Here is a 24,347-nt window from a genome sequence, read left to right as displayed (position 1 = left end):
CTCATGCCCGTTCCTCGCATGCGTTCGCATCCATCCGGGTGTTTTCGCGTGTCGCTACCTCATCCAGCGCGATCAATGAGATGACCTGGCGGGCGTCATCCAGCAGCGCCTGCAACGCAGTGGCGTCCGGATCGCTTGCGTGCTCACCGAAGATCAGATCGCCTTCGAGCAGTCGCGCATAGCCGGGGGCGTGATCGCGCTCGCCTCGACCTTCGCCGAAGTCCCTGACCCATTCTTTTTTCGCCGCCATGGCAGCAGCGGTGCGATGTGGATCCGAAATCGCAGCGTGGGCTGCCTTCCAGCCGGTCTGTGGATACAGCCACGAGCGTCCGTCGCGCCAGCTGCGCAGCACCGCGATCAATCCGCGCACACGGCGCCTGAGATCCGCGCTCAGGCCGGCGCGCGTGTCCGCATCGGCTGCGCAGTAGGCCTCGTCCCAGGCATTGATGCGGGTGACGAACACCGGTTCGCCATCCAGCAGCAACGTCAGCCGCACCGGTGCCGGCGCCGCCTCGCCATCACCCGAGTTGTGAAGACGCAGCAAGGCCCAATGCAGGAACGCCGGCACGCGCTGCTTGAAGCTCAATGCGCTTTTGTGATCCTGCAAACGGGTTTTCTGATCGTTCGGCGCAGGATAGGCAAACACCACCTGCAACCCGTTTTCCGATCCTGCCAGCGGGAATACGTCGCGCAGGGTTCCGATAAGACGCCGCGGCATGCCGTCGGTGCCCCCCTCATCACCTGGCAGCCACACCGGTACGTCCAGGTGGAGCGTGCGCGGGCCTTGCTGGCTGCGCGCATCGAAGCGGCCGGTGGCCTGCGCGCGCTGCCACAGCGCCTCCACTGCCGCGACCTCATCTGCCCAAATCTGCGCGCCGGCGACGCCCGGCGGCAGCAGGCCGCCGAGTTCCACCCATGCCGGCGGACGCTGGTCCCAGATCCAATCCGGATCGGCGCAGCGGCGCGGCAGCACCTGCTGCAGGAAGACCTTGCGCGCCACCGCATGGATGCGGGCAATCTCATTCAGCGGCTCCTCCTCCGCCAGCCGCGCCTCGTCATCGAGCGCATCCAGCGACACCTGCAGCTGATCCTTCAGCAGCGCCTTGGCCGGATCCTTGAAAAACTTTTCCAGCATCGCCAGCGGCAGCGGATCCGGCAGCGGCTCGGGAGCCGGCTGATCGCCGTCGCGCAGGCGCGGCAGCCGCGCCCTCCCCTCGCCGTGCATGCGCGCGAACGCCGAGGAATAGGAAAACAGCGCCGGATGGCGACCATCGAAATAGCGTGCATCGAACGGCTGCAGCGGATGCTTCACCTGCCACGGCCGCACGGCCTCGCCGTTTTCCGGATCGAGACCGCAGCGTGCGTCGAGTTCCGCCATCAACTCCGCCAGCGGCGCAGCCGGGTTGCGCGGCTTGCCATCGCGCACGCCCTGGCCGATATAGGACAGATGCAGGCGCTTGCGCGCCGACATCACCGTTTCCAGAAACAGGTAGCGATCGTCGCTTTGCACGTCGCGGTCGCCGATCCGCGGCAGGCGCGCCATCAGATCGATGCCGCCGTCGGCCACCCGCCGCGGGAACGCGCCTTCGTCCAGTCCCAGCACGCACACCACGTCGAACGGGATCGCACGCTGCGGCACCATGCCGCAGAAGGTGATCCCGCCCAGCAGGAAGCGCTGGCGCTCGGGAACGGCCGCCAGCGCGTCCTGCAGCACCTCGCGCACCACCGCCAGCCGCAGCGGCGGATCCTCGCCATTGCGCGCCGGTTCCGCCGCGAGATTGGCAATGGCACGATGCAGCGCCGACAGCGCGGCGCGCGCCCCGGCATCGTCGGGGTCGATCCGCACCAGCGCGTCGAGGCGCTCGCGCAGCCACACGGCCCAACGGCTGGCCGGCTGCTCGACCTCGGCCACGGCGCGCCAGGCCTGCAGTTCGCACAGCAGGCGGTCGAGGCTGCCGAGCGCGGCTGCAGACGGCCCCTCGATCCCGGCCAGCGGCAGCAGGCGGGTGCCGTCCGCCAACTGCACCGCCTCCGGATCGGCGCTGCTCGCGGCATCCGCCATCAGGTAGCCGGCGAGCAGGCGATCCATGGCCCAGGCAAAACTGTGCTCGGCGCGCGCCGGCAGCCCCAGCGCCTGCTTGTGCGCGCCATCCAGCGCCCACGCCACCCGGCTTTCGCGCAACCAGTCGATCAGCACCTGGGCATCATCGGCCTCCAGGGCCAGCGCGGCTCGCACCTCCTTCACGCTCAGCAGATCCGCCACCTCTGGCGCGGTCATGCGGGATGCGCCCATGTCGAGCAGCGTTTGCAGCAGCGCGAACAACCGGTGGCTGCGCGCCACCGGCACATCCGCCAGGTGATAGGGCAGCCGCCGCTCCTGGGCAGAGCCGGGCTCGCCGAATACCGCGGGAATCAAGGGCAAATAGGCCTGGATGTCCGGCGCCATCACCACGATGTCGCCGGGGCGCACGCCGTCCTTGTCGATCGCATCCAGCAGCGCATCGCGCAGCACTTCCAGCTCGCGCAGGCGGGTATGGCAGAGGTGGATGCGCAGGCTGGCATCGGCAGCGGCGGCGGGATCGGCCGCATCTTCCCGCAGCAGATCGGGTTGCAGCCGGCGAATGCTCTCCTGCAGCCGCGCCAGGCGATCACGCGGCACAGCGTCCTCGGTGTCGCCCCAGTGCCGGATGTCTTCGCGCACGTCACCTTCTTCCACCAGCATGGCGAAAAAGTGCTGCCCCAAACGTCCCCAGCGCGCCAGCAGCGGATGGCCCTGATCGCGCCAGTCGAGTGCGTCGGGATCGTCGAAACGGGCCTGTTCCTCATCACGAAAGGCTTGCCACGCCGCTACCGCCGGCCAGCCGCCCTCGGACCGGTGCAGCCCTCCCCAGTACTCGCGGCAGGGATCCGGCACGTACAGGAACACCGGCGCGCGGCGCGCATAGGCGCGCAGCACCGCGAGCTCGGCGGGCGGCAAATGCGACAAGCCGAACACATGCAGCGGCTCGAGCGCCCCGTTGCCGGCTCGCAAGGCCCCGACCATCGCCTCCACCAGACGCGCGCGGTGCTCGCCCAAGGCGCCGGCCACGGCCTGCCACAGCGGCGCCAGGCACTCTGCTTCCAGCGCGCGCAGCGCATCCTGCTTGCGCCCTGCGGTGGCGTAGCAGGACTTGCCCGCCTCCCAAGCCAGCAGCCAATCGCTGCGATACACCAAATATTGTGAAAACACCCGGGCCAGGCGGTCGGCCAGCTGAAAGCGCCGCAGCGCGCGCTCATCCTCGCCGGCATCTGCCTGCAGATAGGCGCGCAGCCGCGAATCGCGCACGCCGAACCGGGCGGGCTCCCCCAGCAGGGCGTGCAATGTCCAGCGTAGGTGCATCCGGCGGTAGCGCGGCAGCGCGATCGCACGCTCACCGAGCAGCGCGTTCGATAGCGCATCCAGCCAGGCGCTGGGCAGCAACACATCGAGATTGGCCACGATCCCGCCGGAGCCTGCCTTGCGCGCCAGGGCGCCGGTCAGCCACTGCTTCATGCCCGGGTGCGCGGCGATCACTGTCTGTGGCGCCAGTGGATGCGCCGGCCGGGTCTGCGCGAGCAGTGCCTGCAAGGGTTCCAGCAACGCCTCCAGTCGACTGGCGCGGAACAGGATCAAGCCAGCGTCGGGGTGGTCTTCGGTCATCTCGCGCTTGCCTGCACTCACGGCTCCATTCAAGCCCATCCCCGTCGCACGGGCTGAGACGCACGCCCGCACCTGCGGATCAAGCGCCGCGCACCAGCCACAGGGCAATCAGCCCGAGCATCAAGATCACCCCGCCCACGCGCCGCACCTGCTCGTCGCTCAGTTCCAGCATGCGCGCGGCGGTGCGCTTCCAGGCGCCGGGAGCGGCGAACAGGAACAGGCCTTCCAGCACTGCCACCAGACACAGCGCGGCCCACAGGTCGGCCATTGCTCAGCGCTCGCCGCGCAGGTACTGCAGGAAGGGGTCGTTGCGATCCAGCACGATCACGCTCTCGCCATCCGCGAGGGCCTTGCGGTACGCCTCCAGGCTGCGCTGGAAGGCGTAGAACCCCGGATCGCGGCTGGCCGCTTCGGCATAGATGCGGGCCGCCTCGGCATCGCCCTCGCCGCGCAGTTTCTGCGCATCGCGCTCGGCCTCCGCCAGGATCACCTGCTGGTCGCGGTCGGCGCCGGCGCGAATCTCGTTGGCCTGCTCTTCGCCTTCGGCGCGCAGACGGCTGGCCACCTGCTGGCGCTGCGCGCGCATGCGGTTGTAGACGTCCTCGATCACCCGGCTATCGGTAGGCAGATCCAGCTGCTTGATGCGCAGGTCTAGGATGCGGACGCCGAGGGTGGCGGCGCCCTTGTTGATCACTGCCAGCTGGCTCTTGACGATCTCGGTGCGGTCGCCGGACACCGCCTGCTGCAGGGTGCGCGCGTTGATCTCGTTGCGCAGCGCGTCCTTGATGATCGGCGCCAGGCGATCCACCGCCGCCGATTCGTCGCCGCCGGTGGCGCGGTAGAACGCGCGCGGGTCTTCGATCCTGCCGATCGCGAAGAAGTCCACGCTGACGTCCTTGCGCTCGGAGGTCAAATAGCGCTCCGGCTCGGCCGGCAGCACCTGCAGGCGCTGGTCGAACACGCGCACGCTCTCCACCAGCGGCCACTTGAAGTGCAGCCCCGGCCCGAGCCCCACGCGGCTGACGCGCCCCAGGTTGAGCACGATCGCGGAATGGCCTTCGTTGACCACGAACACCGACCCCATCAGCAGCACCAGCGCGGCGACCACCGCCGCCATCCATGCCGGGAATCTCATCGCACCACCTCCTCACGCCCAGCGGGGCGTCCGGCACGCGGCGGACGCGCCGCATCCTCCGCACCCGCCTGCGCGGCCGGCGGCAGCTGCTCCGGCGTCAGCAGCGGCGCTGTGGCATCCGCAGTCGCCGGCTTGCTGCCGGCCGCCGGCATCGGCACGTAGATCAGCTGGCGGCCGTCGCCGCCGATCACCTTGCGGTTCTTCGCCAGCACGTCCTGCACGGTTTCCAGCCACAGGCGCTTGCGGGTCACCTCCGGGGCCGCCTTGTACTGCGTCACCAGCAGGCTGAAGCGTTCGGCGTCGCCGCTGGCCCGCGCGATGACCGCCTCTTTGTAGCCCTGCGCCACGGTGCGCACACGCGCCGCCTGGCCGCGCGCCTCGGGCACGACCTTGGCGGCGTAGGCGCGCGCTTCGGAGATCAGGCGCTCCTTGTCCTGCTGCGCACTGTTGACATCGTCAAACGCCGGCTTGACCTGCTGCGGCGGGCGCGCGTCGGGCAGGTTGAGTTCGGTCACCACCAGCCCAGTGCGGTAGATCTCCAGCGACTTCTGCAGGCGCTCGCGCGCCGCCACCGCCAGCTGCTCGCGCGCGCCCAGCACGGTGTCGAGGTCGGAGCGGCCGACCTGCTCGCGCACGGTGCTCAGCGCAGCCTGCTTCAGTACCTCGTCGGCGTCGCGGGTGCCGAACAGGTACAGCGTAGGATCGGCCACCCGATACTGCACGTTGACCGAAACCTCGACGATGTTCTCGTCGCGGGTCAGGACCGGCACCCGGTCCTCGTAGTTCTTGATCTGGGTGGCGTTGACCTTGATCACGCGCTCGATCGGCCACGGCAGCTTGAAGTTGGGACCGGGCTGCATGATGCGGTCGAAGCGGCCGAAGCGCAGCACCACGCCGCGCTGCTGCTCGGCCACCAGTACGAAGCAGTTGAACACCAGCCACAGCGCCAGCAGCAGACCCAGCCAGCGCAGCGGGCTGCCATCACCCAGATTGGGCAAACCGTCGAAGATGCGGCCCACGCCGCTGCGGGGCCTGCCGCTGCCGCCACCGGGCCGGTTCCAGGCCATCCAGATCGCCTTGGGCCCGCGCGGGCCATCGCTTCGTGTCGTCATGCCGGGGATTCTACGGGATGCTCCGGCGCCGTGGCCGGAAGAAGGGGACGCAGTGCGGCGCCGTCGGGCTGCGCAGCCAGGCGCAGGGCCTCGACCAGAGGCAAATCCAGTTGCAGCAGCCAGCCGTCATCCACCGGCTGCTCCTCACGCACGGCGCGCAGCGCATGCAGGCGCGCGCGCAGGCGCCCGGCGCCAGCCGGCAGGCGCGCCAGGCCGGTCACCCGACGCAGCCCCAGGCGCTCACCCAGCGCCTCGCGCAGCAGGTCGAGTCCGAGCCGGTCACGGGCCGACAGCCACACCGCCCCACCATCGGCATCGCGGCGCGGCTGGGCGCCCTCGATGCGGTCGATCTTGTTGAACACCCGCAGCTGCGGCAGGTCGCCGGCGCCGATCTCGTGCAACACCGCGTCCACCTGCGCGATGCGCTCATCGCGCAGCGGATCGCTGGAATCGATGACGTGCAGCAGCAGATCGGCTTCGCGCGCCTCGCTCAGGGTGGAGCGGAACGCGGCCACCAGCTCGTGCGGCAGGTCGCGCACGAAGCCGACGGTGTCGGCCAGCACCACGCCGCCACCAGGCAGCTCGATCCGGCGCACGGTGGGGTCGAGGGTGGCGAACAGCTGATCGGCGGCGTAAGCATCCGCCCCGGTCAGCGCGTTGAACAAAGTGGACTTGCCGGCGTTGGTATAGCCCACCAGCGCCACCCGCGGCAGCTCGCTGCGCACGCGCGCGCGGCGCATCTGGGCGTGCTGCACCTCCACCTTCTCCAGGCGCTTCTGCAGCATGTCCATGCGCTTCTGCAGCAGGCGGCGGTCGGTCTCCAGCTGGGTTTCGCCGGGCCCGCGCAGGCCGATGGAACCGCCACGCTGGCGCTCTAAGTGGGTCCAGCCACGCACCAGGCGGGTGGCCATGTGGCGCAGTTGAGCCAGCTCCACCTGGAGCTTGCCCTCGTGACTGCGCGCGCGCTGGGCGAAGATGTCCAGGATCAGGCCGGTGCGGTCCACCACCCGGCGCTGCAACGCTTTCTCGAGGTTGCGCTCCTGCACCGGGGTCAGCGCGTGATTGACCAGCACCAGGTCGGCGCCGGTGGCCTCGCAGGCCGCCTTCACTTCGTCCAGCTTGCCGCTTCCGATCAAGATCGACGGATTGGGTTTGTCGATACGCGCGGTCAACATGGCGACCACGTTCGCGCCGGCCGAGCGCGCCAGTTCGACGAACTCCTCGAGCACGCCTTCGGCGGGCGGGCCGCCGGCGTGGGGCTGGATCAGCAAGGCGTTCTCGCCGCCGCGCGAACGTTCGAACAGTTGGGTAGGCATTACGCCTCAGGTGGGGCGCCGGGCCCAGGATTGCAAGCCTGCGCCAGGCTCATTCCGCCTCGGCATGCACCGCCGGGGCCGCGCCCTCGTCGGCCTCCTGCGCGCCGGCCGCGCCCAGGCGCACGTTGCGCGCCGGCACCACGGTCGAAATGGCGTGCTTGTAGACCATCTGGCTGACGGTGTTGCGCAGCAGGACCACGAACTGGTCGAACGATTCGATCGTCCCCTGCAGCTTGATGCCGTTGACCAGGTAGATCGACACCGGCACGCGCTCGCGGCGCAACGCGTTCAGGAACGGGTCCTGCAAGGACTGCGACTTCGACATGGATTCCCCGTGGCTGTCGTGTGTTGTTGTTGGTATGACGTGAGCCGATGCCCGTGGGTGCTGCTCGGCCCCGCGCCCGTCCGCCAGCGGCGGGCCGTTCGATGTTAGCGCAGACGGCTACCGCCGCATACCCGCCGGCGTGCTCACCTGCGTGCGCCCAGGAAGGCGTCCACCGCGGCATCCAGCGCCGCGGCCTGTCCAGCAGGATCGAACCAGCGCACGTCCAGTTCCCCGCGCAGCCAGGTGTACTGGCGCTTGGCCAGCTGGCGGGTGGCGGCGATGGCGCGCGCGCGGAACTCCGCGGGCGAACAGGCGCCGTCCAGGTGCTCCCACGCCTGGCGGTAGCCCACCGCACGCAGCGCCGGCAACGCCAGGGGATCGGGATGCGCGGCCAGCGCCGGCAGCGCCCGCAGCCGGCGCACTTCATCGAGGAAGCCGGCAGCCAGCATCGCATCGAAGCGGGCCTCGATGCGCGCATGCAGGAGCGTCCGCTGCGACGGGGCCAGCACCAGCTTCAGCACTCGCAGCGGCAGCCGCGCCGTGCGGGCGTTGCGCTGCCAGTCGCTGATCGGGCGGCCGCTCAGGCAATAGACCTCCAGCGCGCGCTGGATCCGCTGCGCGTCGGTGGAGTGGATGCGCGCGGCGGCCTCCGGATCGACCCGCGCCAGCTGCGCATGCAGCGCCGCCCAGCCACGCTCGGCGGCCTCCGCGGCCAATGCAGCGCGCAGATCTGGATCGGCCTGCGGCATCTCCGACAGCCCGTCCAGCAGAGCGCGGAAGTACAGCCCGGTGCCACCAGCCAGCACCGGCAGCCGCCCGCGCGCGAGGATGCCGTCGATCGCCGCCCGCGCCTGCTGCGCGAACTCCGCTGCCGAGAACGGCTGCCAGGGATCGCAGACATCCACCAAGTGGTGCGGCACCCGGACGCGCTCTTCCGGAGTGGGTTTCGCCGCGCCGATGTCCAGCCCACGATAGACCAACGCGGAATCGACGCTGACGATTTCGCCACCCAGCCGCCGCGCCAGCGCGATGGCGTACGCGCTCTTGCCCGAGGCGGTCGGGCCCATCAGCGCGATCGCGGGCGGGCGGCGATCCGCCGACATGCGCATCTCACTCACGCATCGCGGCCCTGGCCCAGCAGGCTGTGGCGCCGCGCATACAGCAGATACACCAGCAGGCCGAACCCGTTCCAGGCCAGGCACCACAGCTGGGTGCGCTGCGGCAGGCTGAGGAACAGGTAGGCGCAGCCGAGGATCGCCAGCGGCCCGACCAGCCACGCCCACGGCGTGCGGAACACGCGCGGGCGCGCCGGGTCGCGCACCCGTAGCACCAGCAGGCACACCGCCACCGCGGTGAAGGCGATCAGGGTGCCGGCGTTGGCCAGCGCGGCGATCTCGTCCAGCCGCGCCACCCCGGCCAGGGCGGCGGTCAGCAGCGCGGTGAACACGGTGATCGCCACCGGGGTGCCGCGCGGCCCGACCTTCGACAGCCCGCGCGGCAGCAGGCCGTCGCGCGACATCACGAAGAAGATCCGGCTCTGGCCATAGAAGAACGCCAGCAGCACGGTCGGCAGCGCCACGATGGCGACGATCCCGATCGCCAGCGCCGCGTTCGGATGGCCCAGCTCGCGCAGGATCAACGCCAGCGGCTCGGCGCTCTTGCCGAACACGGTGAACGACATGGCGCCCACCGCCGCCAGCGCCACCAGCAGGTAGATCAGGGTGCAGCCGACCATCGAGCCGACGATCCCGATCGACAGGTTGCGGCCCGGGTCCTTGGTCTCTTCCGCGGCGGTGGAGATCGCGTCGAAGCCGTAGAAGGCGAAGAAGATGATCGCGGCGGCCGCCATCACCCCGCGCTCGACGCCGTCCACATCCACCGACTTGGAAAAGCCGTAGGGCATGAACGGATGCAGGTTGGCCGGTTCGAATGCCGGCAGCGCCACCGCCACGAACACCGCCAGCGCCGCCAGCTTGAGCACCACCAGCACCGCGTTCACGGTGGCGCTCTCGCGGGTGCCGATGATCAGCGCTCCGGCCACGACAAAAATGATTCCGATCGCCGGCAGGTTCACCAGCCCGCCCGCCACGTGCGGGCCCTCGGCCAGCGCCGGCGGCAGCATCACCGCCCAGCCGGTGTGCTGCTGCACCCAGCCGAGGAACCCGACGAAATACCCGGACCAGCCCACCGCCACCGTGCTCACCACCAGGGTGTATTCCAGCACCAGGCTCCAGCCCACCACCCAAGCGATCAGCTCGCCCAGCACCACATAGCTGTAGGTGTAAGCGCTGCCGGCGGCCGGCATCAGGGTGGCCAACTCGGCATAGGCCAGCGCCGCGCAGGCGCAGACCAGCCCGGCAATCACGAACGACAGCAGCACCGCCGGGCCGGCCTTATCGGCGCCGACCCCGATCAGGGTGTAGATGCCGGTGCCCACGATCGCGCCGATCCCCAGCGCCACCAGATGCGGCCAGCCCAGGGTGGGCACCAGCCGCCGCCCGGCCTCGTGCACCGTCACCTGGTCGATATCCTTGCGTCGCAGCCATGCCGCCATGGCACCCCTCCCGTTCGTGGCATTCGTGGCAAATGCCGTGCAGTGTGCCGCATCGCTGCCGGCTTGACGATTCCGCGCCGCCCCTCCCCGGCGCTGCGCGCGGCGCTAAGATGCCGGCGTGCATTCCCCGCCGAGGAACGCGGAGGCGCCCATGCCGCGCTGGAAACGCTACGGCTTCTTGCTCGTGTTCGGAGTGCCGGCCCTGCTGCCGCTGGCCGCCTGGTCGGGGACGCGCAGCGGGCATCCGGATCTCATGGCCTGGCTGCCGCTGCTGGTGCTGTTCGTGCTGCTGCCGCTGGCCGACGTCCTCGTCGGGCACGACCCGCACAACCCGGCGCCGGACGAGGTGCCGGCGCTGGCGCACGACCCATGGTTCCGCGCCCTCACCCTGCTGGCGGTGCCGGTGCAATACCTGACCCTGGCCTGGGCGCTGCAGCACTGGCGGCAGGCCGGATTTAGCGTCGCCGGCGATCTGGGCTGGCTGCTGTCGCTGGGCATCGTCGGCGGCGTCATGGCCATCAACGTCGCCCACGAGCTGATCCACAAGGACACCCGCCTGGAGCGGATCGCCGGCGGGCTGCTGCTGGTCAGCGTGGGCTATCACGGCTTCAAGGTCGAGCACATCCGCGGCCACCACGTGCACGTCTCCACGCCGCAGGACGCCTCCAGCGCGCGCTTCGGGCAATCGCTCTGGCAGTTCCTGCCGCAGGCATTGACGCGCAACACCGCCAATGCCTGGCGGCTGGAAGCCCAGCGCCTGCGCCGGCAGGGCCTGCCGTGGTGGCACTGGCGCAACGAACTGCTCGCCTGGAGCGCGCTGTGGCTGGCGCTTGGCGCTGCGTGCGGGCTGTGGCTGGGCTGGCCCGGGCTGATCGGCTTCCTGCTGCAGGGACTGATCGCCGCCTCGGCGCTGGAGATCATCAACTACATCGAGCATTACGGACTGGAACGCCGCCGCCTGCCCGATGGCCGCTACGAGCGCACCACCCATCTGCACAGCTGGAACGCGGATTTCGCGCTGACCAACCTGCTGCTGTTCCATCTGCAGCGGCACTCCGACCACCACGCCCACGCCAGCCGCCGCTATCAGGTGTTGCTGCACCACCCCGACAGCCCGCAGCTGCCGGCCGGTTACGCCACCATGTTCGTGCTGGCGCTGGTACCGCCGCTGTGGTTCCGGGTGATGCACCCCCGCCTGGAACGCTGGCGCGCGCAGATGCCTGCACCGTGAAGGCCGCGCCGGCGCCGCCCGGGCGACGCCGGCGCGGCGACGGTCAGAAGCTCACCGACAGCGCGGCATAGACGCTGCGGCCCGGGCCCGGCACCTGCACTCCCCAGCGCGGCGGATTCGGCGCGGGCGGATTGATCGCCATCGTGGCGCCCTGGCCGAGATAGGCCCCGCCGGTCGGCAGCGCGTACAGCCGGTCGAATAGGTTGTCCACGCCCAGCTGCAGGCTCCAGGCCTGCCACTGCCGCGACAGGTGCAGGTTGACCAGCCCGTAGCCGGGCGTCACCAGTTCGTTGCGCACGTGCGAGACGGCGTCCTTGCGGGCCACTGCGACCACCTCCAGCACGTTGCTCCACCCGCCCAGGCGCTGGGTCAGGCGCAGCCGCGCATTGGCCGGCATGCGGTTGTACAGGCCATCGCCGGTGGTGGTGTTCTCGGCATGCAGCCAGGCCAGCGTGCCTTCCAGCCCGAACCGGCCCCAGGCGGTATCGCCGAGGCGCCGCTTGGCCTCCAGATCCAGCCCGTACAGGCGTGCCTGCTGGTTGACGTACTTGAGCACGGTAAACGCCCCCACCACCGGCACGCTGCGCGGCGCATTGCTGGTGGCATCCCACTGGAGGGCGTCGATGTAGTCGCCGACGCGGGTGAGGTACGGGGTGGCCTGCAGCTGCCAGGCGCCGGCCGGATCGTGCAGATCGACGGTCACCGAGGCAGTGGTGGCGCGCTCGGGCCGCAGTGCCAGGTTGCCGATGTAGCCGTTTCCGTCGCCCACGAAGTTGTTCATGATCGCGGCCATCGCCCAGGTCGACCACGGATAGACCTCGTACAGCCCCGGCGCGCGGGTCTTGCGCGCCAGCCCGTAGGCGATGTCCAGGCGCGCCCCCGCATGCTGGCGCAGGATGAGGCTGGCATCCCAGAGGCTGTCGCTGCGGCGGCGGTCGGCCGCGTTGAACGCGGCGGCATCGCGCATCTGCCAGGACCCCATCATGTTGCTGGTTGGGTCGTAGCCGCGCACCGGGCCGGCGTTCATCCGCACCTGCTCGCGACGCACGCCGGCCTCCAGGGTCCATACCGGCGCCAGCCGGTGCTCCCATTCGGCATAGGCGGCGGCGCGGTCGCGCTGCCCATCGACGATGTTGTAGAACGTCCCCGGCCCCATCATCCCGCCCGACGGCGGCCAGGTGTCGTCCAGGCGATAGCGGCGCAGTTCGGCCCCCAGACGCAGATGGTCGGCCTCGGCCAGGTCGAGGTCGGCATCCAGGTTGAAGGCGCTGGTATCGCTGCGGGTCAGCATCGGCATCCCGGCGGCGCAGGTCATCGACACCGGCGCGCACGGGCTGCCCGTGCCGGAAGATGCGCCGTACCAGTAGCGCTTGTCCGGCCCGAAATCCATGGCGTGGTCGAGCAGTTCCCGGTAGGCGCGCGCCTCCAGGCGGCCCCAGCCGAACTGCCCGAGATAGCGCAGGTTGAGGCTGCGCTGGCGGTTGTCGGTCATGTCCATGCGCTGGTTCGGATAGTCCTGGCGCGGGATCTGCTGCCACCCCAGGCGCGCTTCCAGCAGGTGATCGCCGATGGCATAGGCCAGATCCAGATGCTGCTGGTGCACCACGTAGCCACTCGAGCCGACCTCATCGCGCGGCAGGCTGTGGCCGCTGCGGCCGGTCGCATCGTAGGTCTTGAAGTCGCCCCCGGCGCGGTAGTTGTCGGCGCGCGCCGTACTGCCGGTATAGCGCAGGCTGAAGCGGTCGTTGGCCAGATGCAGGTCGAGGTCGGCGCCGCGGGCATTGCCGTTGCTGCGGGCATAGGCACCGGCACGGCCGTCCAGCTGCCAGCCCGCGCCCGGGGCGGCGAACGCAGGCGCCGCGCGTTCGACCACGATGCTGCCGCCGATCGAATCGCCGCCCTGCGACACCGGGGTCACGCCCGGATACAGGGTGATGCGCGCCACCTGCGCCGGCGCCAGGTACGACAGCGGCGGATTCATGTGGTTCGGGCAGGACGCGGTGACGTCGGCGCCATCGACCCGGATGCGCAGGCGGTCATCCGCCAGGCCGTGGATGGCCGGCAGGCCGGACACGCCGCCCGCCGGATGCACCCAGAGGCCCGGCACGGCCTCCAGCAGGCGGGCGGTATCAGCGGCCGCCGGATTGCCCGCCTGCAGCGCCTGCGCTTCGAGATCGCGCACCGGCGCGATCGACCTGCGCTGGACTTCCACCAGCACCTTGGGCAGGCGGGTGATGCCCTCGCTTTTGCTGCCGGCCTCAGGGCCGGCATCGGCCGCGGAAGAATCCTTGGTGGAGGTCGCCGCGGCATCGCCGGCGGCCTGCGCGTGGGCCGGCGCGCACAGCGCCAGCAGGAGCGCGCCGGCCAGCGGCGCGATCGGAAGAAAACGGGAAGACATGGATGCAAACTCCAAACGATCGTGGACGCGCGCCGAACGCGCGCGGCAAACCCGCGCCATCCAGCGGCGCAGGCAGGGATGAGCAGGCTCAGACCACGATCGCGACGGGCGGCCCGCGCGGCGCCCAGCCCAGCAGGTGGCGGGCGGGGATGCGCGGCATCGCCCGCAAAGATGCCACCAAGACCGGCCCAGCCGGGGGCAACAACACGGCCTGGGGTGGAGACGGCAGCGAGGCCTGCGCCAGCAGCGGGCAGTAGGCGCAGTCCAGCGAATGCAGCGCATGCCCGGCCGGCTCTTCGGGCATGCCGCTGTGCGCCGGGCCCGCGGCAAATGCGCCCGGCCAGATCACGCCCGCGCGCAGGCCGTCGCGCGTGCAAAGCAGACCGAGCCGGGCGACGTCGTCGCCGCGCGCCTGGTACAGGCGCCCCGCCGTCGGAACCAGCACCAGCAGCCACGCGGCCAGCAGGGCCAGCGCGTGCAGGGTGGGACGGAGGCGGCAAAACGCGCGCGACATGCGCGCATTATGCCGAATGCGTGCGCGCCACCGGCGCCGGAAGGGCCGGGATCACTCCGGCCAGACGATCGCCGCCGGTGCCGCCTCGCGCCGCGGCGCCGGCAGCGCGGCGACCGCCTGCCACACCTTCAGCGCATCCACCGTCGCGGCGACGTCGTGCACGCGCAGCAGCATGGCGCCGTTCTGGGCCGCGATCAGATGGGCGGCGACCGAGCCGGCCACTCGCGCGCGCGGCTCCTCGCGTCCGGTCAGCTCGCCGATGCTGCGCTTGCGCGACAGCCCGGCCAGCACCGGCACGCCGAGCTCGGTGAAGCGCCGCAGCTGGGCCAGCAATTGCAGGTTGTGCGCGGTGGTCTTGCCGAAGCCGAAGCCGGGATCGACCACCAGGTTCCTGCGCGCGATGCCGGCCATCTCGCAGGCGAAGATGCGTTCGGCCAGGAAGCGGTGCACCTCGCCCACTACGTCGTCGTAGTGCGGCGCCTCCTGCATGGTGCCCGGCTGCCCCTGCATGTGCATCAGCACCACCGGCACGCCCAGCTCGGCCGCCGCCTCCAGCGCACCGTCGCCGCGCAGGGCCTGCACATCGTTGATCATCCCCGCCCCGGCCTCCACCGCAGCGCGCATCACCTCGGCATGCCGGGTATCGATGCTGATCGGCACGTCCACCTGCGCCGCCAGCCCGGCGATCACCGGCAGCACCCGCCGCAGTTCCTCCGCGACCGTCACCGGCTCGGCGCCGGGCCGGGTGGATTCACCGCCGACGTCGAGGATGTCCGCCCCTTCCGCGACCAGGCGCAGGCCGTGCGCGATCGCCGCCTCTGGATCGGCATACGCGCCGCCGTCGGAGAACGAATCCGGGGTGACGTTGACGATGCCCATCACCTGCGGGCGATCGAGTACCAGCGGGCGTCCGTTGCAGTCGAGCCTGGGCGAGGTATCGAACATGGGGATGCGGAAAACGCGAAAGGCCAGAGCGAACTCTGGCCTTTCCGCGGCGCGCCGGCAAGCGGCGGTCAGGGCGCTCTGGTCAGACCTGCGGCGCCGGCTCCACCGTCACCGGACGGCCGGTGGCGGAATCGTCGTTGCTGCCCTGACCGGTCCGCGGCCCGGTCCAGCCGGCAGGCGGATTCGGCTTGCGGCCTTCCATGATCGCCTTGACCTGCTCGGCATCGAGCGTCTCCCACTCCAGCAGGGCAGCCGCCATCGCCTCCACGATCTCGCGCTTGCTCTCCAGGATCGCGCGCGCGACCGCGTACTGCTCATCGAGGATGCGCCGGATCTCGGCGTCCACCTTCTGCTGGGTGGCTTCGGAAATGGTCTTGTTGTGCATGCCGTAGCCACTGTCGTCATCGGCATAGACCATGATGCCGAGGGCATCGGACATGCCATAGCGGGTCACCATGTCGCGCGCCATCCTGGTCGCGCGCTCGAAATCGTTGGAGGCGCCGGTGGACACCTGACCGACGAACAGTTCCTCCGCGACGCGGCCGCCGAACAGGATGGCGATCTCCTCCAGCATCTTGTCCTTGTACTTGCTCAGCGCGTCGTGCTCGGGCAACTGCCAGGTGACGCCGAGCGCCCAGCCGCGCGGCATGATCGTGACCTTGTGCACTGGGTCGGCCTTGGGTAGCGACATCGCCACCACCGCGTGGCCGGACTCGTGGTACGCGGTGGCGCGGCGCTCCTCCTCACGCATCACCATGCTGCGGCGCTCGGGCCCCATGTAGATCTTGTCCTTGGCATCCTCGAAGTCGCGCATGTCCACCCGCTGTTTGTTGCGGCGAGCGGCGAACAGCGCGGCCTCATTGACCAGGTTGGCCAGATCGGCGCCGGAGAACCCCGGCGTGCCACGCGCCAGCACGTCGGCGCGCACGTCGTCGGCCAGCGGCACCCGGCGCATGTGCACCTTGAGGATCTGCTCGCGGCCTTTGATGTCGGGCAGACCGACCATGACCTGGCGATCGAAGCGGCCCGGGCGCAGCAGCGCCTTGTCCAGCACGTCCGGACGGTTGGTCGCCGCAATCACGATGACACCCTCGCTGCCCTCGAAACCATCCATTTCGACCAGCATCTGGTTGAGGGTCTGCTCGCGCTCGTCGTGGCCGCCGCCCATGCCGGAGCCGCGGTGGCGGCCGACCGCGTCGATCTCGTCGATGAAAATGATGCAGGGCGCGTGCTTCTTGGCCTGCTCGAACATGTCGCGCACGCGGCTGGCGCCGACGCCGACGAACATCTCGACGAAATCGGAGCCGGAAATACTGAAGAATGGCACCTTCGCCTCACCGGCGATCGCCTTGGCCAGCAGGGTCTTACCGGTGCCGGGCGGGCCGACCATCAGCACGCCGCGCGGAATCTTGCCGCCCAGCTTGGTGAAGCGCGAGGGGTCGCGCAGGAACTCGACCAGTTCAGCCACCTCCTCCTTGGCCTCGTCGCAGCCGGCGACGTCGGCGAAGGTCACCTTCACCTGGTCATCGGACAGCAGCTTGGCACGCGAACGCCCGAACGACATCGCGCCCTTGCCCGCACCGCCGCCCTGCATCTGGCGCATCATGAACAGCCAGAAGCCGATGATCAGCAATACCGGCAGGAAGTTCAGCACCAGCGACCAGAACGAGATGCCGGACTCCGGCGGCGCCTGGTTGATTTCGACCTTGTGCTGGATGAGATCGTTGATGAGGTCCTTGTCGCGCGCCGGAGCGGTGGTCGTCCCGGTACTGCCGTCATCACGCTGGAAAGTGATGGTGCGCTCGTTGCTGGCGATATCGACCTTCTTGATGCGATCGTTTTCGACATCCTGCACGAACTGCGAATACATCACTTCGTGAGTCCCCGCGAGCCGGGGGGAAAAGCTCTGGAACACCACCATCAAGACGGCGGCCACCACCACCCACAGCAGCAGATTCTTCGCAAGATCGTTCATGGTGTCCTCAGGCCTTCCTACCGTCTCTCTTCGTCACTTCATCTGCGCAAGCTTGCCGGTGGCCAGCGCATAGACTTCGGGCGAACGCCTGCGCGACGCCGCCGGCTTGCGGATCACCACCTTGGCATAGCGCCGCCGCAGCTCCCGCAGATAATCGTCCGAGCCCGCTCCCTGGAACAGCTTGATCAGGAACGTGCCGCCGGTGCGCAGCTGGCCATCGGCGAATTCCATGGCCAGCTCGGCCAAGTGCATCGCGCGCGGCTGGTCTACCGCATCCACACCGCTTTTATTGGGGGCCATGTCGGACAATACAAGATCGACCATCTCGCCATCGAGCATGGCACGCAGCCGAGATAGAACGGCATCGTCCCTGAAGTCCCCATGAAGGAACTCGACCCCGGCCAGCGGCGGCATCTCCAGGATGTCGCTGGCGATCACCCGTCCGCGGCGGGCGCCGGGCGGCAGCGAGCGCTCCAGCCGGTCCAGTTCCTGGCGCACCCACTGCGACCAGCCGCCGGGCGCGGCGCCCAAATCCACCACCACCATCCCCGGCCTGAGCAGGCGGTCGCGCTCGGCCAGTTCCTCCAGCTTGTAAGCGGCGCGCGAGCGCATGCCCTCGGCCTGCGCTTTCTTCACGTACGGGTCCGAAAAATGCTCTTTGAGCCAGCGCTGGCTGGATTTGCTGCGGGTGGCCATGACCGCCGACGGGGCGAGAAAGTTGCCCTGCATGATACCCTGCACACCCCCAGTTATCCGTTCGCGTGCCGCATGCCGATCACTTTGACCAACGCCCAGCTCCGTTTCCTGCGTGGGCAGGCCCATGATCTGAAAGCCATGCTGCAGGTCGGTGGCAAGGGCATCAGCGATGCGCTGGTCGCAGAAGTCACGCAGGCGCTGGAGCATCACGAGCTGATCAAGGTAAAAGTGGCCGCCGAGGACCGCGCATCTCGCGACGCCATGATCGCCGACCTGGCCACCCGCGCGGACGCCGTCCTGGTGCAGCGGATCGGGCATACCGCGGTGCTGTACCGGCCCTCCAAGGAAAAACGGCAGATCGTGCTGCCGCGCGCCTGAACCATGCAGCTGAACCTGGAACGCCCGGACTATGCGTACTTTCTGCGCGGCGCAGACGGCACATCTGCGCTGGTCAACGAGCGCCGGCTGCACACCAGTTTCGTGATCGCCCCGGACACCCTGATCGAAGACTGGCCGGCGCGTGACGCCAGGATGCTGGCCCCGTCCGATTTCGAAGTCATCCTGAGCCTGGCGCCGGAGCTGGTGATCCTGGGCACCGGCGCCATCCAGGTGTTTCCGCCGCAGGCAGTGCTGGCCACCTGTCTGCAGCGCGGCATCGGCATCGAGGTCATGTCGAACGCCGCGGCCGCACGCACCTATGCCGTGCTGGCCGGCGAAGGCCGGCGGGTGGCGGCCGGCTTTTTGCTCGGCTGAGCGCACGGCGTCAGCGCGCGCTGCCAGAACGCCCCGCCGCCAGCCGCCCCAGATCTCCGAGCATGCCCCACGACGTCAGCCCGCGCCCGCCCAGGTGGTGGAGCAGCACCGCGCGCAAGGGCAGGCGCAGGCTGGCGAGATCCTCCGCATCGGGCAAGGCATCGGTCGCCAGCGCCAGCAGGGCGCGGCCGGTAGCAGTGTCGCGCCGCTCGCCGGCGCCTTCGCCCGGCAGGCGGCGCGGCCCCTGCTCCGGATCCAGGCGGTAGCGCGCCTCCGGGTCGATCGCATGTCCGCTCGCATCCACCCAGAACGTCAGCCCCACGCCCAGCGCCTCCAGCAGGTCGCGCTCGAACCGGCGTAGCGTCCAGGCCAGGTTCTCGCCCGCGCGCAGCCGCTCGCGCATCTGCGCGTAGGCAGCGTGCAGCTCGGGCTGCGGCACGTGGCGCGGCGCCAGGCGCAGGCACAGTTCGTTGACGTAGAACGCCGCCAGTACCGCCTCCCCATGCAGCACCGGCGCCACGTCCACGGCTTCCGCCGCCGACAGCTGCGCCAGCTCGCCCTTTTGCACGGCATCGAAACGGATCGCTTGCAGCGGCTGCAGCGCCGCCCGCAGCAGGTGTCGCTTCGGCCCCTGCACCCCGCGCGCGACCAGGCCCAGGCGACCATGGTCGGCGCTCAGCACCTCGACCAGCAGGCTGGTCTCCCGCCACGGGCGGGCGTGCAGGACGAAGGCGGGCTCGGCGGCATAGCGCATGCCGGCATTGTAGGAGGGCCGGACGGGTCGCAACGAGGCGCCGTGCGGCGCCCGCCGGGATCAGTCGTGGTACCCCAGCGCGCGCAGCGCGGCCTCGTCGTCGCTCCACCCTTCACGTACGCGCACCCAGGTCTGCAGGAAGACCTTGGCCCCGAACAGGCGTTCCATCTGCTCGCGCGCGCGGGTGCCGATCGCGCGCAGGCGCTCGCCCCCCTTGCCGATCACGATGGCTTTCTGCCCCTCGCGCTCGACCCAGATGACCGCGGCGATGCGGTACATCACCCCGGCCTGCGGCGAGGGCTCCTCCTCGAACTTCTCCACTTCCACGGTGGTGGCGTAGGGCAGCTCGGCACCGAGCTGGCGCATCAGCTGCTCGCGCACGAGTTCCCCGGCGAGGAAGCGCTGGCTTTTGTCGGTGATCTCATCCTCGCCGAAGGCCGGCTCACCTTCCGGCATCAGCCCCAGCAAGGTCGCCACCAGCGGTTCCAGACCCTTGCGCTTGAGGGCAGACAGCGGATGCACGGCAGCGAATGTGCGCCCGTCCGTCACCTTGGCGATGAACGGCAGCAGGGCAGTCTTGTCCTTGAGTTTGTCCACCTGGTTGATCACCAGCACGACCGGCAACCCCGCCTCACGCAGCGCATCGAAAGCGAGGCCATCCTCGTGATCCCAGCGCCCGGCCTCGATCACCAGCATGGCCGCGTCCACGCCTTCCAGTGCGCCGCGCGCCGCGCGGTTCAGCATCCGATGCAAGGCCTTGCCGGAACGCTTGCCCTGCTCGGCGTGGATGCCGGGCGTGTCCACCAGCTGCAGCTGACCGCCGGGAAAGGTGGCGATGCCGAGCAGTCGGTGACGGGTGGTCTGCGGGCGGTTGGAGGTGATGCTGACCTTGGCCCCGACCAGGGCATTGACCAGGGTGGATTTGCCGACATTCGGGCGGCCGATCACGGCCACCGCGCCGCTACGCTGGGGTGTCGTATTCATGCGTCCTCGATCTGGCTGAGCGCGGCTTCGGCCGCCTGCTGCTCCGCTGCGCGCCGCGAACTGCCCTCGCCCTCGGTCTGCAGCGCGGGCACCGCCAGGGTACAACTGACCCGGAACGTTCGCGCATGATCTTCACCACTCTCATGCAGCAGCGTGTATACCGGCAGCGGGTGCTGGCGCGCCTGCAGCCACTCCTGCAAGCGAGTCTTGGCGTCCTTGCCGACTTTATGCGGCGGCGGCAGGGCCGCCATGAGCGGCGCGAACCACGGCAGCACCACCGCGCGACAGGCCTCGAAGCCGGCATCCAGGTAGATCGCCGCCACCAGCGCCTCCAGCGCATCTGCCAGGATCGAATCCCGGCGCTGGCCGCCGGTCTTCATTTCCCCCGGCCCCAGCCGTAGATGCGCGCCCAGGTCGAGCATGCGGGCAATGCTGGCCAGCGCAGACTCGCGCACCAGCTCGGCGCGCGCGCGGGTCAGCGCGCCTTCGTCGGCCTTTGGCCAGCGCCGGTACAGCGCCTCGGCGATGAACTGATTGACCAGCGCATCGCCCAGGAACTCCAGGCGCTCGTTGTGAGGACTGCCGGCGCTGCGGTGGGTCAACGCCTGCGCCAGCAGCTCCGGGGTCGCGAAGGCATGCCCCGCGAATACCCGCACCACTGGCTCAGTTGGCGCCTGCGCCACGCGGCAGCACCTGCTCGGCGTGGAACTTGGCGACCACGTCGAGATTGGCCATCAGCGGCTCGCGCCGCTCGTAGTCCACGACCATCTTCAGCCCGCCGTCGCCCGTATCGAACTTCAGCGCGTCCATCTTCTTGACGTGGTCGGCGTAGCTCATCTCCAGCCGGCGCAGGTACAGCTGGCGGATCTTGTCCTTGGGCGCATTGGCCAGCGAGCTGTCGTTGGCGATCCCTTTGAGCGCCTGCTTCACCGAATAGAACTCAATGTACATGGGCACGATGGTCATCCCGACATAGGCGAAGAAGATCACCACGCACAGGGTGATCAGAAAGCCCAACATGGTCATACCGCGCTGCGACTGTTTCATCTCACTCTCCCCTCTCGACTGAACTGTCCGCTCGATGGTCTGTGAACGCCTGCGCCTTAAGGAATCTTCTGCCCGATGCGGGAGACGTCCACCCAGTGCTCGGCGCTGGCATCGAAATTCATCCATACCAGCATGGCCTTGCCGCGCAGGTTGGATTCCGGCAGAAAGCCCCAGAACCGGCTGTCCTCGCTGTTGCCGCGGTTGTCGCCCATGACGAAATAATGCCCCGGCGGCACCGTCCAGTCACCTTCCGCGACGCTGAACTCACGCTCCAAGACCTGATGCGGGCGTCCGGGCAGGCCCTCGGTCAGCAGGGTATCGCCGGTTTCGCCGATGCCCTGGCCGACGCCGGTATAGACCCCATCCACCCGGTACGGCAGCACCCGGCCATTGATGCTCACCTTGTGGTCGTGGTAGCCGATGGTGTCGCCGGGCAGGCCGATCACCCGTTTGATCCAGTCCTCGCGCGGATGGTGCGGCGGGCGGAACACCACCACGTCGCCGCGCTGCGGCTCGCCGATGGCCAGGAACTTGTGATTGGTGATCGGCCAGCGCAGGCCGTAGGCGAACTTGTTGACCAGGATGAAGTCGCCAATCAGCAAGCTCGGCATCATCGAACTGGACGGAATCCGGAACGGCTCGGCCACGAAGCTGCGCAACCCCAGCACCAGTGCCAGGATCGGAAAGAACGACTTGGCGTAATCGACCAGCAGCGGGTCCTTGGGCTGTTCCTGCTCGCCGGACGCGGCGGCCGCGCGGCGCTTGGCGAAGAACAGCCGGTCCAGCAGCCAGATCAGGCCGCTGAGCAGGGTCAGTACCACCAGGATCGTCTCGAACCACACCATCATGCGCTGCTCTCCGCTGGCCGCATCCTCCTCCCTCTCGGAGAAGAGGCGGCGATCATTTGTTGCTGTCCACCTGCAAGACCGCGAGGAAGGCTTCCTGCGGGATCTCCACGCGTCCGACCTGCTTCATCCGCTTCTTGCCTTCCTTCTGCTTCTCGAGCAGCTTCTTCTTGCGGGTGGCGTCGCCGCCGTAGCATTTGGCCAGCACGTTCTTGCGCAGCGCCTTGACCGTGGTGCGGGCGATGATCTGGCCGCCGATCGCGGCCTGGATCGCCACGTCGAACATCTGCCTTGGGATCAGATCTTTCATCTTCTCGCACAGCTCGCGCCCGCGGCGGTCGGCCTGGCTGCGGTGGACGATGATCGACAGCGCATCCACGCGGTCACCATTGATCAGGACATCCACCCGCACGAACGGGCCGGCCTGGAAGCGCAGGAAGTGGTAGTCCAGCGAGGCGTAGCCGCGGCTCACCGACTTCAGCTTGTCGAAGAAATCCAGCACCACCTCGGCCATCGGCAGCTCGTAGCTGATCTGCACCTGGCTGGCCATGTAGGTGATCCCCAACTGCACGCCGCGCTTGTCCTCGCACAGCTTGATGATGCTGCCGATATAGTCGGGCGGGGTGAGGATGTTGGCGCGGATGATCGGCTCGCGGATCTCCTCGATGTGATTCACCGGCGGCAGCTTGGCCGGGTTGTCGATCGGCATCACGCTGCCGTCGGTCTTGAGCACCTCATACACCACCGTCGGCGCAGTGGTGATCAGGTTGAGGTCGTATTCGCGCTCCAGACGTTCCTGCACGATCTCCATGTGCAGCATGCCGAGAAAGCCGCAGCGAAACCCGAAGCCCATCGCCTCGGAACTTTCCGGCTCGAAACGCAGCGCGGCGTCATTCAGACGCAGCTTCTCCAGCGCCTCCCGCAGCGCCGGATAGTCCTCGGCATCCACCGGGAACAGGCCGGCGAACACCCGCGGCTGCATCTCCTGAAAACCGGGCAGCGGCGCCGGCGCGGGATCCGAGGCCAGCGTCAGGGTATCGCCCACCGGCGCGCCGTGCACGTCCTTGATCGAAGCGGTGACCCAGCCCACCTCTCCCGCGCGCAGCGCCGGCAGCAGCTTGCGCTTGGGCGTGAACACGCCAACCTGGTCGACCTGGTGCACGCGCCCGGTGCTCATCACCAGCAGTTTGTCGCCCGGCTTGATTTCGCCTTGCATGATGCGCACCAGCGAGACGACCCCCAGGTAGTTGTCGAACCAGGAATCGATGATCAACGCCTGCAGCTTGTCGGTATCGCGCGGCTTCGGCGGCGGAATGCGCTGGACGATGGCCTCCAGCACCTGCTCGACGTTGAGGCCGGTCTTGGCGGAGATGGCCACCGCGTCGGTGGCGTCTAGCCCGATCACCGCCTCGATTTCCTCCTTCACGCGGTCGATGTCGGCGGTGGGCAGATCGATCTTGTTCAGTACCGGCACCACTTCCAGCCCCTGCTCCACCGCGGTGTAGCAGTTGGCCACCGACTGCGCCTCCACCCCCTGCGCGGCGTCCACCACCAGCAGCGCGCCTTCACAGGCAGCCAGCGAGCGGCTGACCTCGTAGCTGAAATCGACGTGGCCCGGGGTGTCGATGAAATTGAGCTGATAGGTATTGCCATCGCGCGCGGTGTACGGCAGCGACACCGACTGCGCCTTGATGGTGATCCCGCGCTCGCGCTCGATCGGGTTGTTGTCGAGCACCTGCGCTTCCATCTCGCGCTCGCTCAGGCCGCCGCACAGCTGAATGATGCGATCGGCCAGGGTCGATTTACCGTGATCGACGTGGGCGATGATGGAAAAGTTGCGGATGAACCGCATCGGGTCGTGCTGCATGGAAACTCGGCAATGGCGGTGGGCGCGGGGTGCGACCGTCGATGAAACAAGCGCGGCATTATCGCACAGTACCGCCCGCTCCCCTGGCGGGAAGCGGGCGGATCGCCGAGCCAACTTGGGAAGGTCTGAACAACGCCATCCAGGCGTTGTCAGCCCACGCCGAGTCCGGTACAGGCCCGGACTCGGCTCACACGCATCAATCACTTGCGTGATTGAT

Annotated in this window: 22 protein-coding genes; 3 read left to right on the top strand and 19 right to left on the bottom strand. The window is 69.1% G+C overall.

Features of this window, described 5'->3' with window-relative positions; translation table 11 throughout:
• Window position 1: 1 nt before the first annotated feature.
• The 8 genes from recC to ML342_RS00505 form a co-directional block, all read right to left on the bottom strand.
• Window positions 2-3,700 (bottom strand): exodeoxyribonuclease V subunit gamma, encoded by a 3,699-nt coding sequence (recC, locus tag ML342_RS00540; protein WP_240124975.1) that lies wholly within the window; start codon window positions 3,698-3,700, stop codon window positions 2-4.
• Window positions 3,701-3,758: 58 nt separating this feature from the next.
• Window positions 3,759-3,947: a DUF2065 domain-containing protein gene (locus ML342_RS00535; protein ID WP_240124974.1), complete on the bottom strand. Its 189-nt coding sequence runs from the start codon at window positions 3,945-3,947 to the stop codon at window positions 3,759-3,761.
• Window positions 3,948-3,950: 3 nt separating this feature from the next.
• Window positions 3,951-4,814 (bottom strand): protease modulator HflC, encoded by an 864-nt coding sequence (gene hflC / locus ML342_RS00530; protein ID WP_240124973.1) that lies wholly within the window; start codon window positions 4,812-4,814, stop codon window positions 3,951-3,953.
• Window positions 4,811-5,881, bottom strand: coding sequence for an FtsH protease activity modulator HflK (gene hflK, locus ML342_RS00525; protein ID WP_338064973.1), 1,071 nt, complete (start codon window positions 5,879-5,881; stop codon window positions 4,811-4,813). The genes hflC and hflK overlap by 4 nt, the downstream gene beginning before the upstream one ends.
• 41 nt (window positions 5,882-5,922) lie before the next feature.
• Entirely contained in the window at window positions 5,923-7,230 is a 1,308-nt protein-coding gene (gene hflX, locus ML342_RS00520; RefSeq protein WP_240125337.1) for a ribosome rescue GTPase HflX, read from the bottom strand.
• A 61-nt stretch (window positions 7,231-7,291) separates the two neighbouring features.
• A complete protein-coding gene (gene hfq / locus ML342_RS00515) occupies window positions 7,292-7,567 on the bottom strand; it encodes an RNA chaperone Hfq (protein WP_240124972.1) in 276 nt (91 codons plus the stop codon).
• A 143-nt stretch (window positions 7,568-7,710) separates the two neighbouring features.
• The gene (miaA, locus tag ML342_RS00510; protein ID WP_240124971.1) at window positions 7,711-8,670 is read right to left on the bottom strand and encodes a tRNA (adenosine(37)-N6)-dimethylallyltransferase MiaA; all 960 of its coding nucleotides are present in this window, start codon (window positions 8,668-8,670) and stop codon (window positions 7,711-7,713) included.
• A gap of 11 nt (window positions 8,671-8,681) precedes the next feature.
• Complete coding sequence (locus tag ML342_RS00505) at window positions 8,682-10,121, bottom strand: amino acid permease (RefSeq protein WP_240124970.1); 1,440 nt, start codon at window positions 10,119-10,121, stop codon at window positions 8,682-8,684.
• Between the two features lie 151 nt (window positions 10,122-10,272).
• On the opposite strand from ML342_RS00505, the gene ML342_RS00500 reads away from it, so the two are divergent.
• The gene (locus ML342_RS00500; protein WP_240124969.1) at window positions 10,273-11,352 is read left to right on the top strand and encodes an alkane 1-monooxygenase; all 1,080 of its coding nucleotides are present in this window, start codon (window positions 10,273-10,275) and stop codon (window positions 11,350-11,352) included.
• Between the two features lie 43 nt (window positions 11,353-11,395).
• On the opposite strand, the gene ML342_RS00495 is transcribed toward ML342_RS00500, so the two are convergent.
• The 5 genes from ML342_RS00495 to rlmE form a co-directional block, all read right to left on the bottom strand.
• Window positions 11,396-13,750 (bottom strand): TonB-dependent receptor, encoded by a 2,355-nt coding sequence (locus ML342_RS00495; RefSeq protein ID WP_240124968.1) that lies wholly within the window; start codon window positions 13,748-13,750, stop codon window positions 11,396-11,398.
• Between the two features lie 88 nt (window positions 13,751-13,838).
• A complete protein-coding gene (locus ML342_RS00490) occupies window positions 13,839-14,264 on the bottom strand; it encodes a DUF2946 family protein (protein WP_240124967.1) in 426 nt (141 codons plus the stop codon).
• Between the two features lie 51 nt (window positions 14,265-14,315).
• Window positions 14,316-15,209, bottom strand: coding sequence for a dihydropteroate synthase (gene folP / locus ML342_RS00485; RefSeq protein ID WP_240124966.1), 894 nt, complete (start codon window positions 15,207-15,209; stop codon window positions 14,316-14,318).
• 82 nt (window positions 15,210-15,291) lie between these two features.
• Window positions 15,292-17,184 carry an ATP-dependent zinc metalloprotease FtsH gene (gene ftsH / locus ML342_RS00480; RefSeq protein WP_240124965.1) on the bottom strand — a complete coding sequence of 631 codons (1,893 nt, stop codon included), beginning with the start codon at window positions 17,182-17,184 and terminating at the stop codon, window positions 15,292-15,294.
• 33 nt (window positions 17,185-17,217) lie between these two features.
• Entirely contained in the window at window positions 17,218-17,880 is a 663-nt protein-coding gene (rlmE, locus tag ML342_RS00475) for a 23S rRNA (uridine(2552)-2'-O)-methyltransferase RlmE (protein WP_240125336.1), read from the bottom strand.
• Window positions 17,881-17,952: 72 nt separating this feature from the next.
• Between rlmE and yhbY the strand changes: the two genes are divergently transcribed.
• Together yhbY and ML342_RS00465 are read left to right on the top strand one after the other, a co-directional pair.
• The gene (gene yhbY / locus ML342_RS00470; RefSeq protein ID WP_240124964.1) at window positions 17,953-18,258 is read left to right on the top strand and encodes a ribosome assembly RNA-binding protein YhbY; all 306 of its coding nucleotides are present in this window, start codon (window positions 17,953-17,955) and stop codon (window positions 18,256-18,258) included.
• Between the two features lie 3 nt (window positions 18,259-18,261).
• Window positions 18,262-18,633 carry an Mth938-like domain-containing protein gene (locus ML342_RS00465; RefSeq protein WP_240124963.1) on the top strand — a complete coding sequence of 124 codons (372 nt, stop codon included), beginning with the start codon at window positions 18,262-18,264 and terminating at the stop codon, window positions 18,631-18,633.
• Between the two features lie 10 nt (window positions 18,634-18,643).
• On the opposite strand, the gene recO is transcribed toward ML342_RS00465, so the two are convergent.
• The 6 genes from recO to lepA are packed head-to-tail and all read right to left on the bottom strand — an operon-like array spanning window position 18,644 to window position 24,115.
• Window positions 18,644-19,387 carry a DNA repair protein RecO gene (gene recO / locus ML342_RS00460; protein ID WP_240124962.1) on the bottom strand — a complete coding sequence of 248 codons (744 nt, stop codon included), beginning with the start codon at window positions 19,385-19,387 and terminating at the stop codon, window positions 18,644-18,646.
• A gap of 60 nt (window positions 19,388-19,447) precedes the next feature.
• Window positions 19,448-20,371 carry a GTPase Era gene (era, locus tag ML342_RS00455; protein WP_240124961.1) on the bottom strand — a complete coding sequence of 308 codons (924 nt, stop codon included), beginning with the start codon at window positions 20,369-20,371 and terminating at the stop codon, window positions 19,448-19,450.
• Window positions 20,368-21,030, bottom strand: a complete 663-nt coding sequence (gene rnc / locus ML342_RS00450; protein WP_240125335.1) for a ribonuclease III — start codon at window positions 21,028-21,030, stop codon at window positions 20,368-20,370. Before rnc ends, era begins: the two co-directional genes overlap by 4 nt.
• A gap of 4 nt (window positions 21,031-21,034) precedes the next feature.
• Window positions 21,035-21,418: a DUF4845 domain-containing protein gene (locus ML342_RS00445; protein ID WP_240124960.1), complete on the bottom strand. Its 384-nt coding sequence runs from the start codon at window positions 21,416-21,418 to the stop codon at window positions 21,035-21,037.
• 56 nt (window positions 21,419-21,474) lie between these two features.
• On the bottom strand, window positions 21,475-22,263 hold the full coding sequence (gene lepB / locus ML342_RS00440; RefSeq protein ID WP_240125334.1) for a signal peptidase I: 789 nt from the start codon (window positions 22,261-22,263) through the stop codon (window positions 21,475-21,477).
• Window positions 22,264-22,318: 55 nt separating this feature from the next.
• The gene (gene lepA, locus ML342_RS00435) at window positions 22,319-24,115 is read right to left on the bottom strand and encodes a translation elongation factor 4 (protein ID WP_240124959.1); all 1,797 of its coding nucleotides are present in this window, start codon (window positions 24,113-24,115) and stop codon (window positions 22,319-22,321) included.
• Window positions 24,116-24,347 lie beyond the last annotated feature (232 nt).

Source organism: Thermomonas alba (genome assembly GCF_022419205.1).
In the GTDB taxonomy this organism is placed as follows: domain Bacteria; phylum Pseudomonadota; class Gammaproteobacteria; order Xanthomonadales; family Xanthomonadaceae; genus Thermomonas; species Thermomonas alba.
The sequence above is the reverse complement of the archived record's forward strand: the minus strand, read 5'-3'. Positions and strand labels throughout refer to the sequence as shown.

Bases quoted from the DNA above. Each gene is read 5' to 3' on its own strand.
- recO (WP_240124962.1), bottom strand. From the start codon at position 19,387: ATGCGCTATGCCGCCGAGCCCGCCTTCGTCCTGCACGCCCGCCCGTGG.
- ML342_RS00500 (WP_240124969.1), top strand. From the start codon at position 10,273: ATGCCGCGCTGGAAACGCTACGGCTTCTTGCTCGTGTTCGGAGTGCCG.
- rlmE (WP_240125336.1), bottom strand. From the start codon at position 17,880: ATGGCCACCCGCAGCAAATCCAGCCAGCGCTGGCTCAAAGAGCATTTT.
- lepA (WP_240124959.1), bottom strand. From the start codon at position 24,115: ATGCGGTTCATCCGCAACTTTTCCATCATCGCCCACGTCGATCACGGT.
- ML342_RS00490 (WP_240124967.1), bottom strand. From the start codon at position 14,264: ATGTCGCGCGCGTTTTGCCGCCTCCGTCCCACCCTGCACGCGCTGGCC.
- hfq (WP_240124972.1), bottom strand. From the start codon at position 7,567: ATGTCGAAGTCGCAGTCCTTGCAGGACCCGTTCCTGAACGCGTTGCGC.
- ftsH (WP_240124965.1), bottom strand. From the start codon at position 17,184: ATGAACGATCTTGCGAAGAATCTGCTGCTGTGGGTGGTGGTGGCCGCC.
- ML342_RS00445 (WP_240124960.1), bottom strand. From the start codon at position 21,418: ATGAAACAGTCGCAGCGCGGTATGACCATGTTGGGCTTTCTGATCACC.
- miaA (WP_240124971.1), bottom strand. From the start codon at position 8,670: ATGTCGGCGGATCGCCGCCCGCCCGCGATCGCGCTGATGGGCCCGACC.
- ML342_RS00495 (WP_240124968.1), bottom strand. From the start codon at position 13,750: ATGTCTTCCCGTTTTCTTCCGATCGCGCCGCTGGCCGGCGCGCTCCTG.
- hflC (WP_240124973.1), bottom strand. From the start codon at position 4,814: ATGAGATTCCCGGCATGGATGGCGGCGGTGGTCGCCGCGCTGGTGCTG.
- era (WP_240124961.1), bottom strand. From the start codon at position 20,371: ATGAATACGACACCCCAGCGTAGCGGCGCGGTGGCCGTGATCGGCCGC.
- ML342_RS00465 (WP_240124963.1), top strand. From the start codon at position 18,262: ATGCAGCTGAACCTGGAACGCCCGGACTATGCGTACTTTCTGCGCGGC.
- lepB (WP_240125334.1), bottom strand. From the start codon at position 22,263: ATGGTGTGGTTCGAGACGATCCTGGTGGTACTGACCCTGCTCAGCGGC.
- ML342_RS00535 (WP_240124974.1), bottom strand. From the start codon at position 3,947: ATGGCCGACCTGTGGGCCGCGCTGTGTCTGGTGGCAGTGCTGGAAGGC.
- yhbY (WP_240124964.1), top strand. From the start codon at position 17,953: ATGCCGATCACTTTGACCAACGCCCAGCTCCGTTTCCTGCGTGGGCAG.
- ML342_RS00505 (WP_240124970.1), bottom strand. From the start codon at position 10,121: ATGGCGGCATGGCTGCGACGCAAGGATATCGACCAGGTGACGGTGCAC.
- folP (WP_240124966.1), bottom strand. From the start codon at position 15,209: ATGTTCGATACCTCGCCCAGGCTCGACTGCAACGGACGCCCGCTGGTA.
- hflK (WP_338064973.1), bottom strand. From the start codon at position 5,881: ATGGCCTGGAACCGGCCCGGTGGCGGCAGCGGCAGGCCCCGCAGCGGC.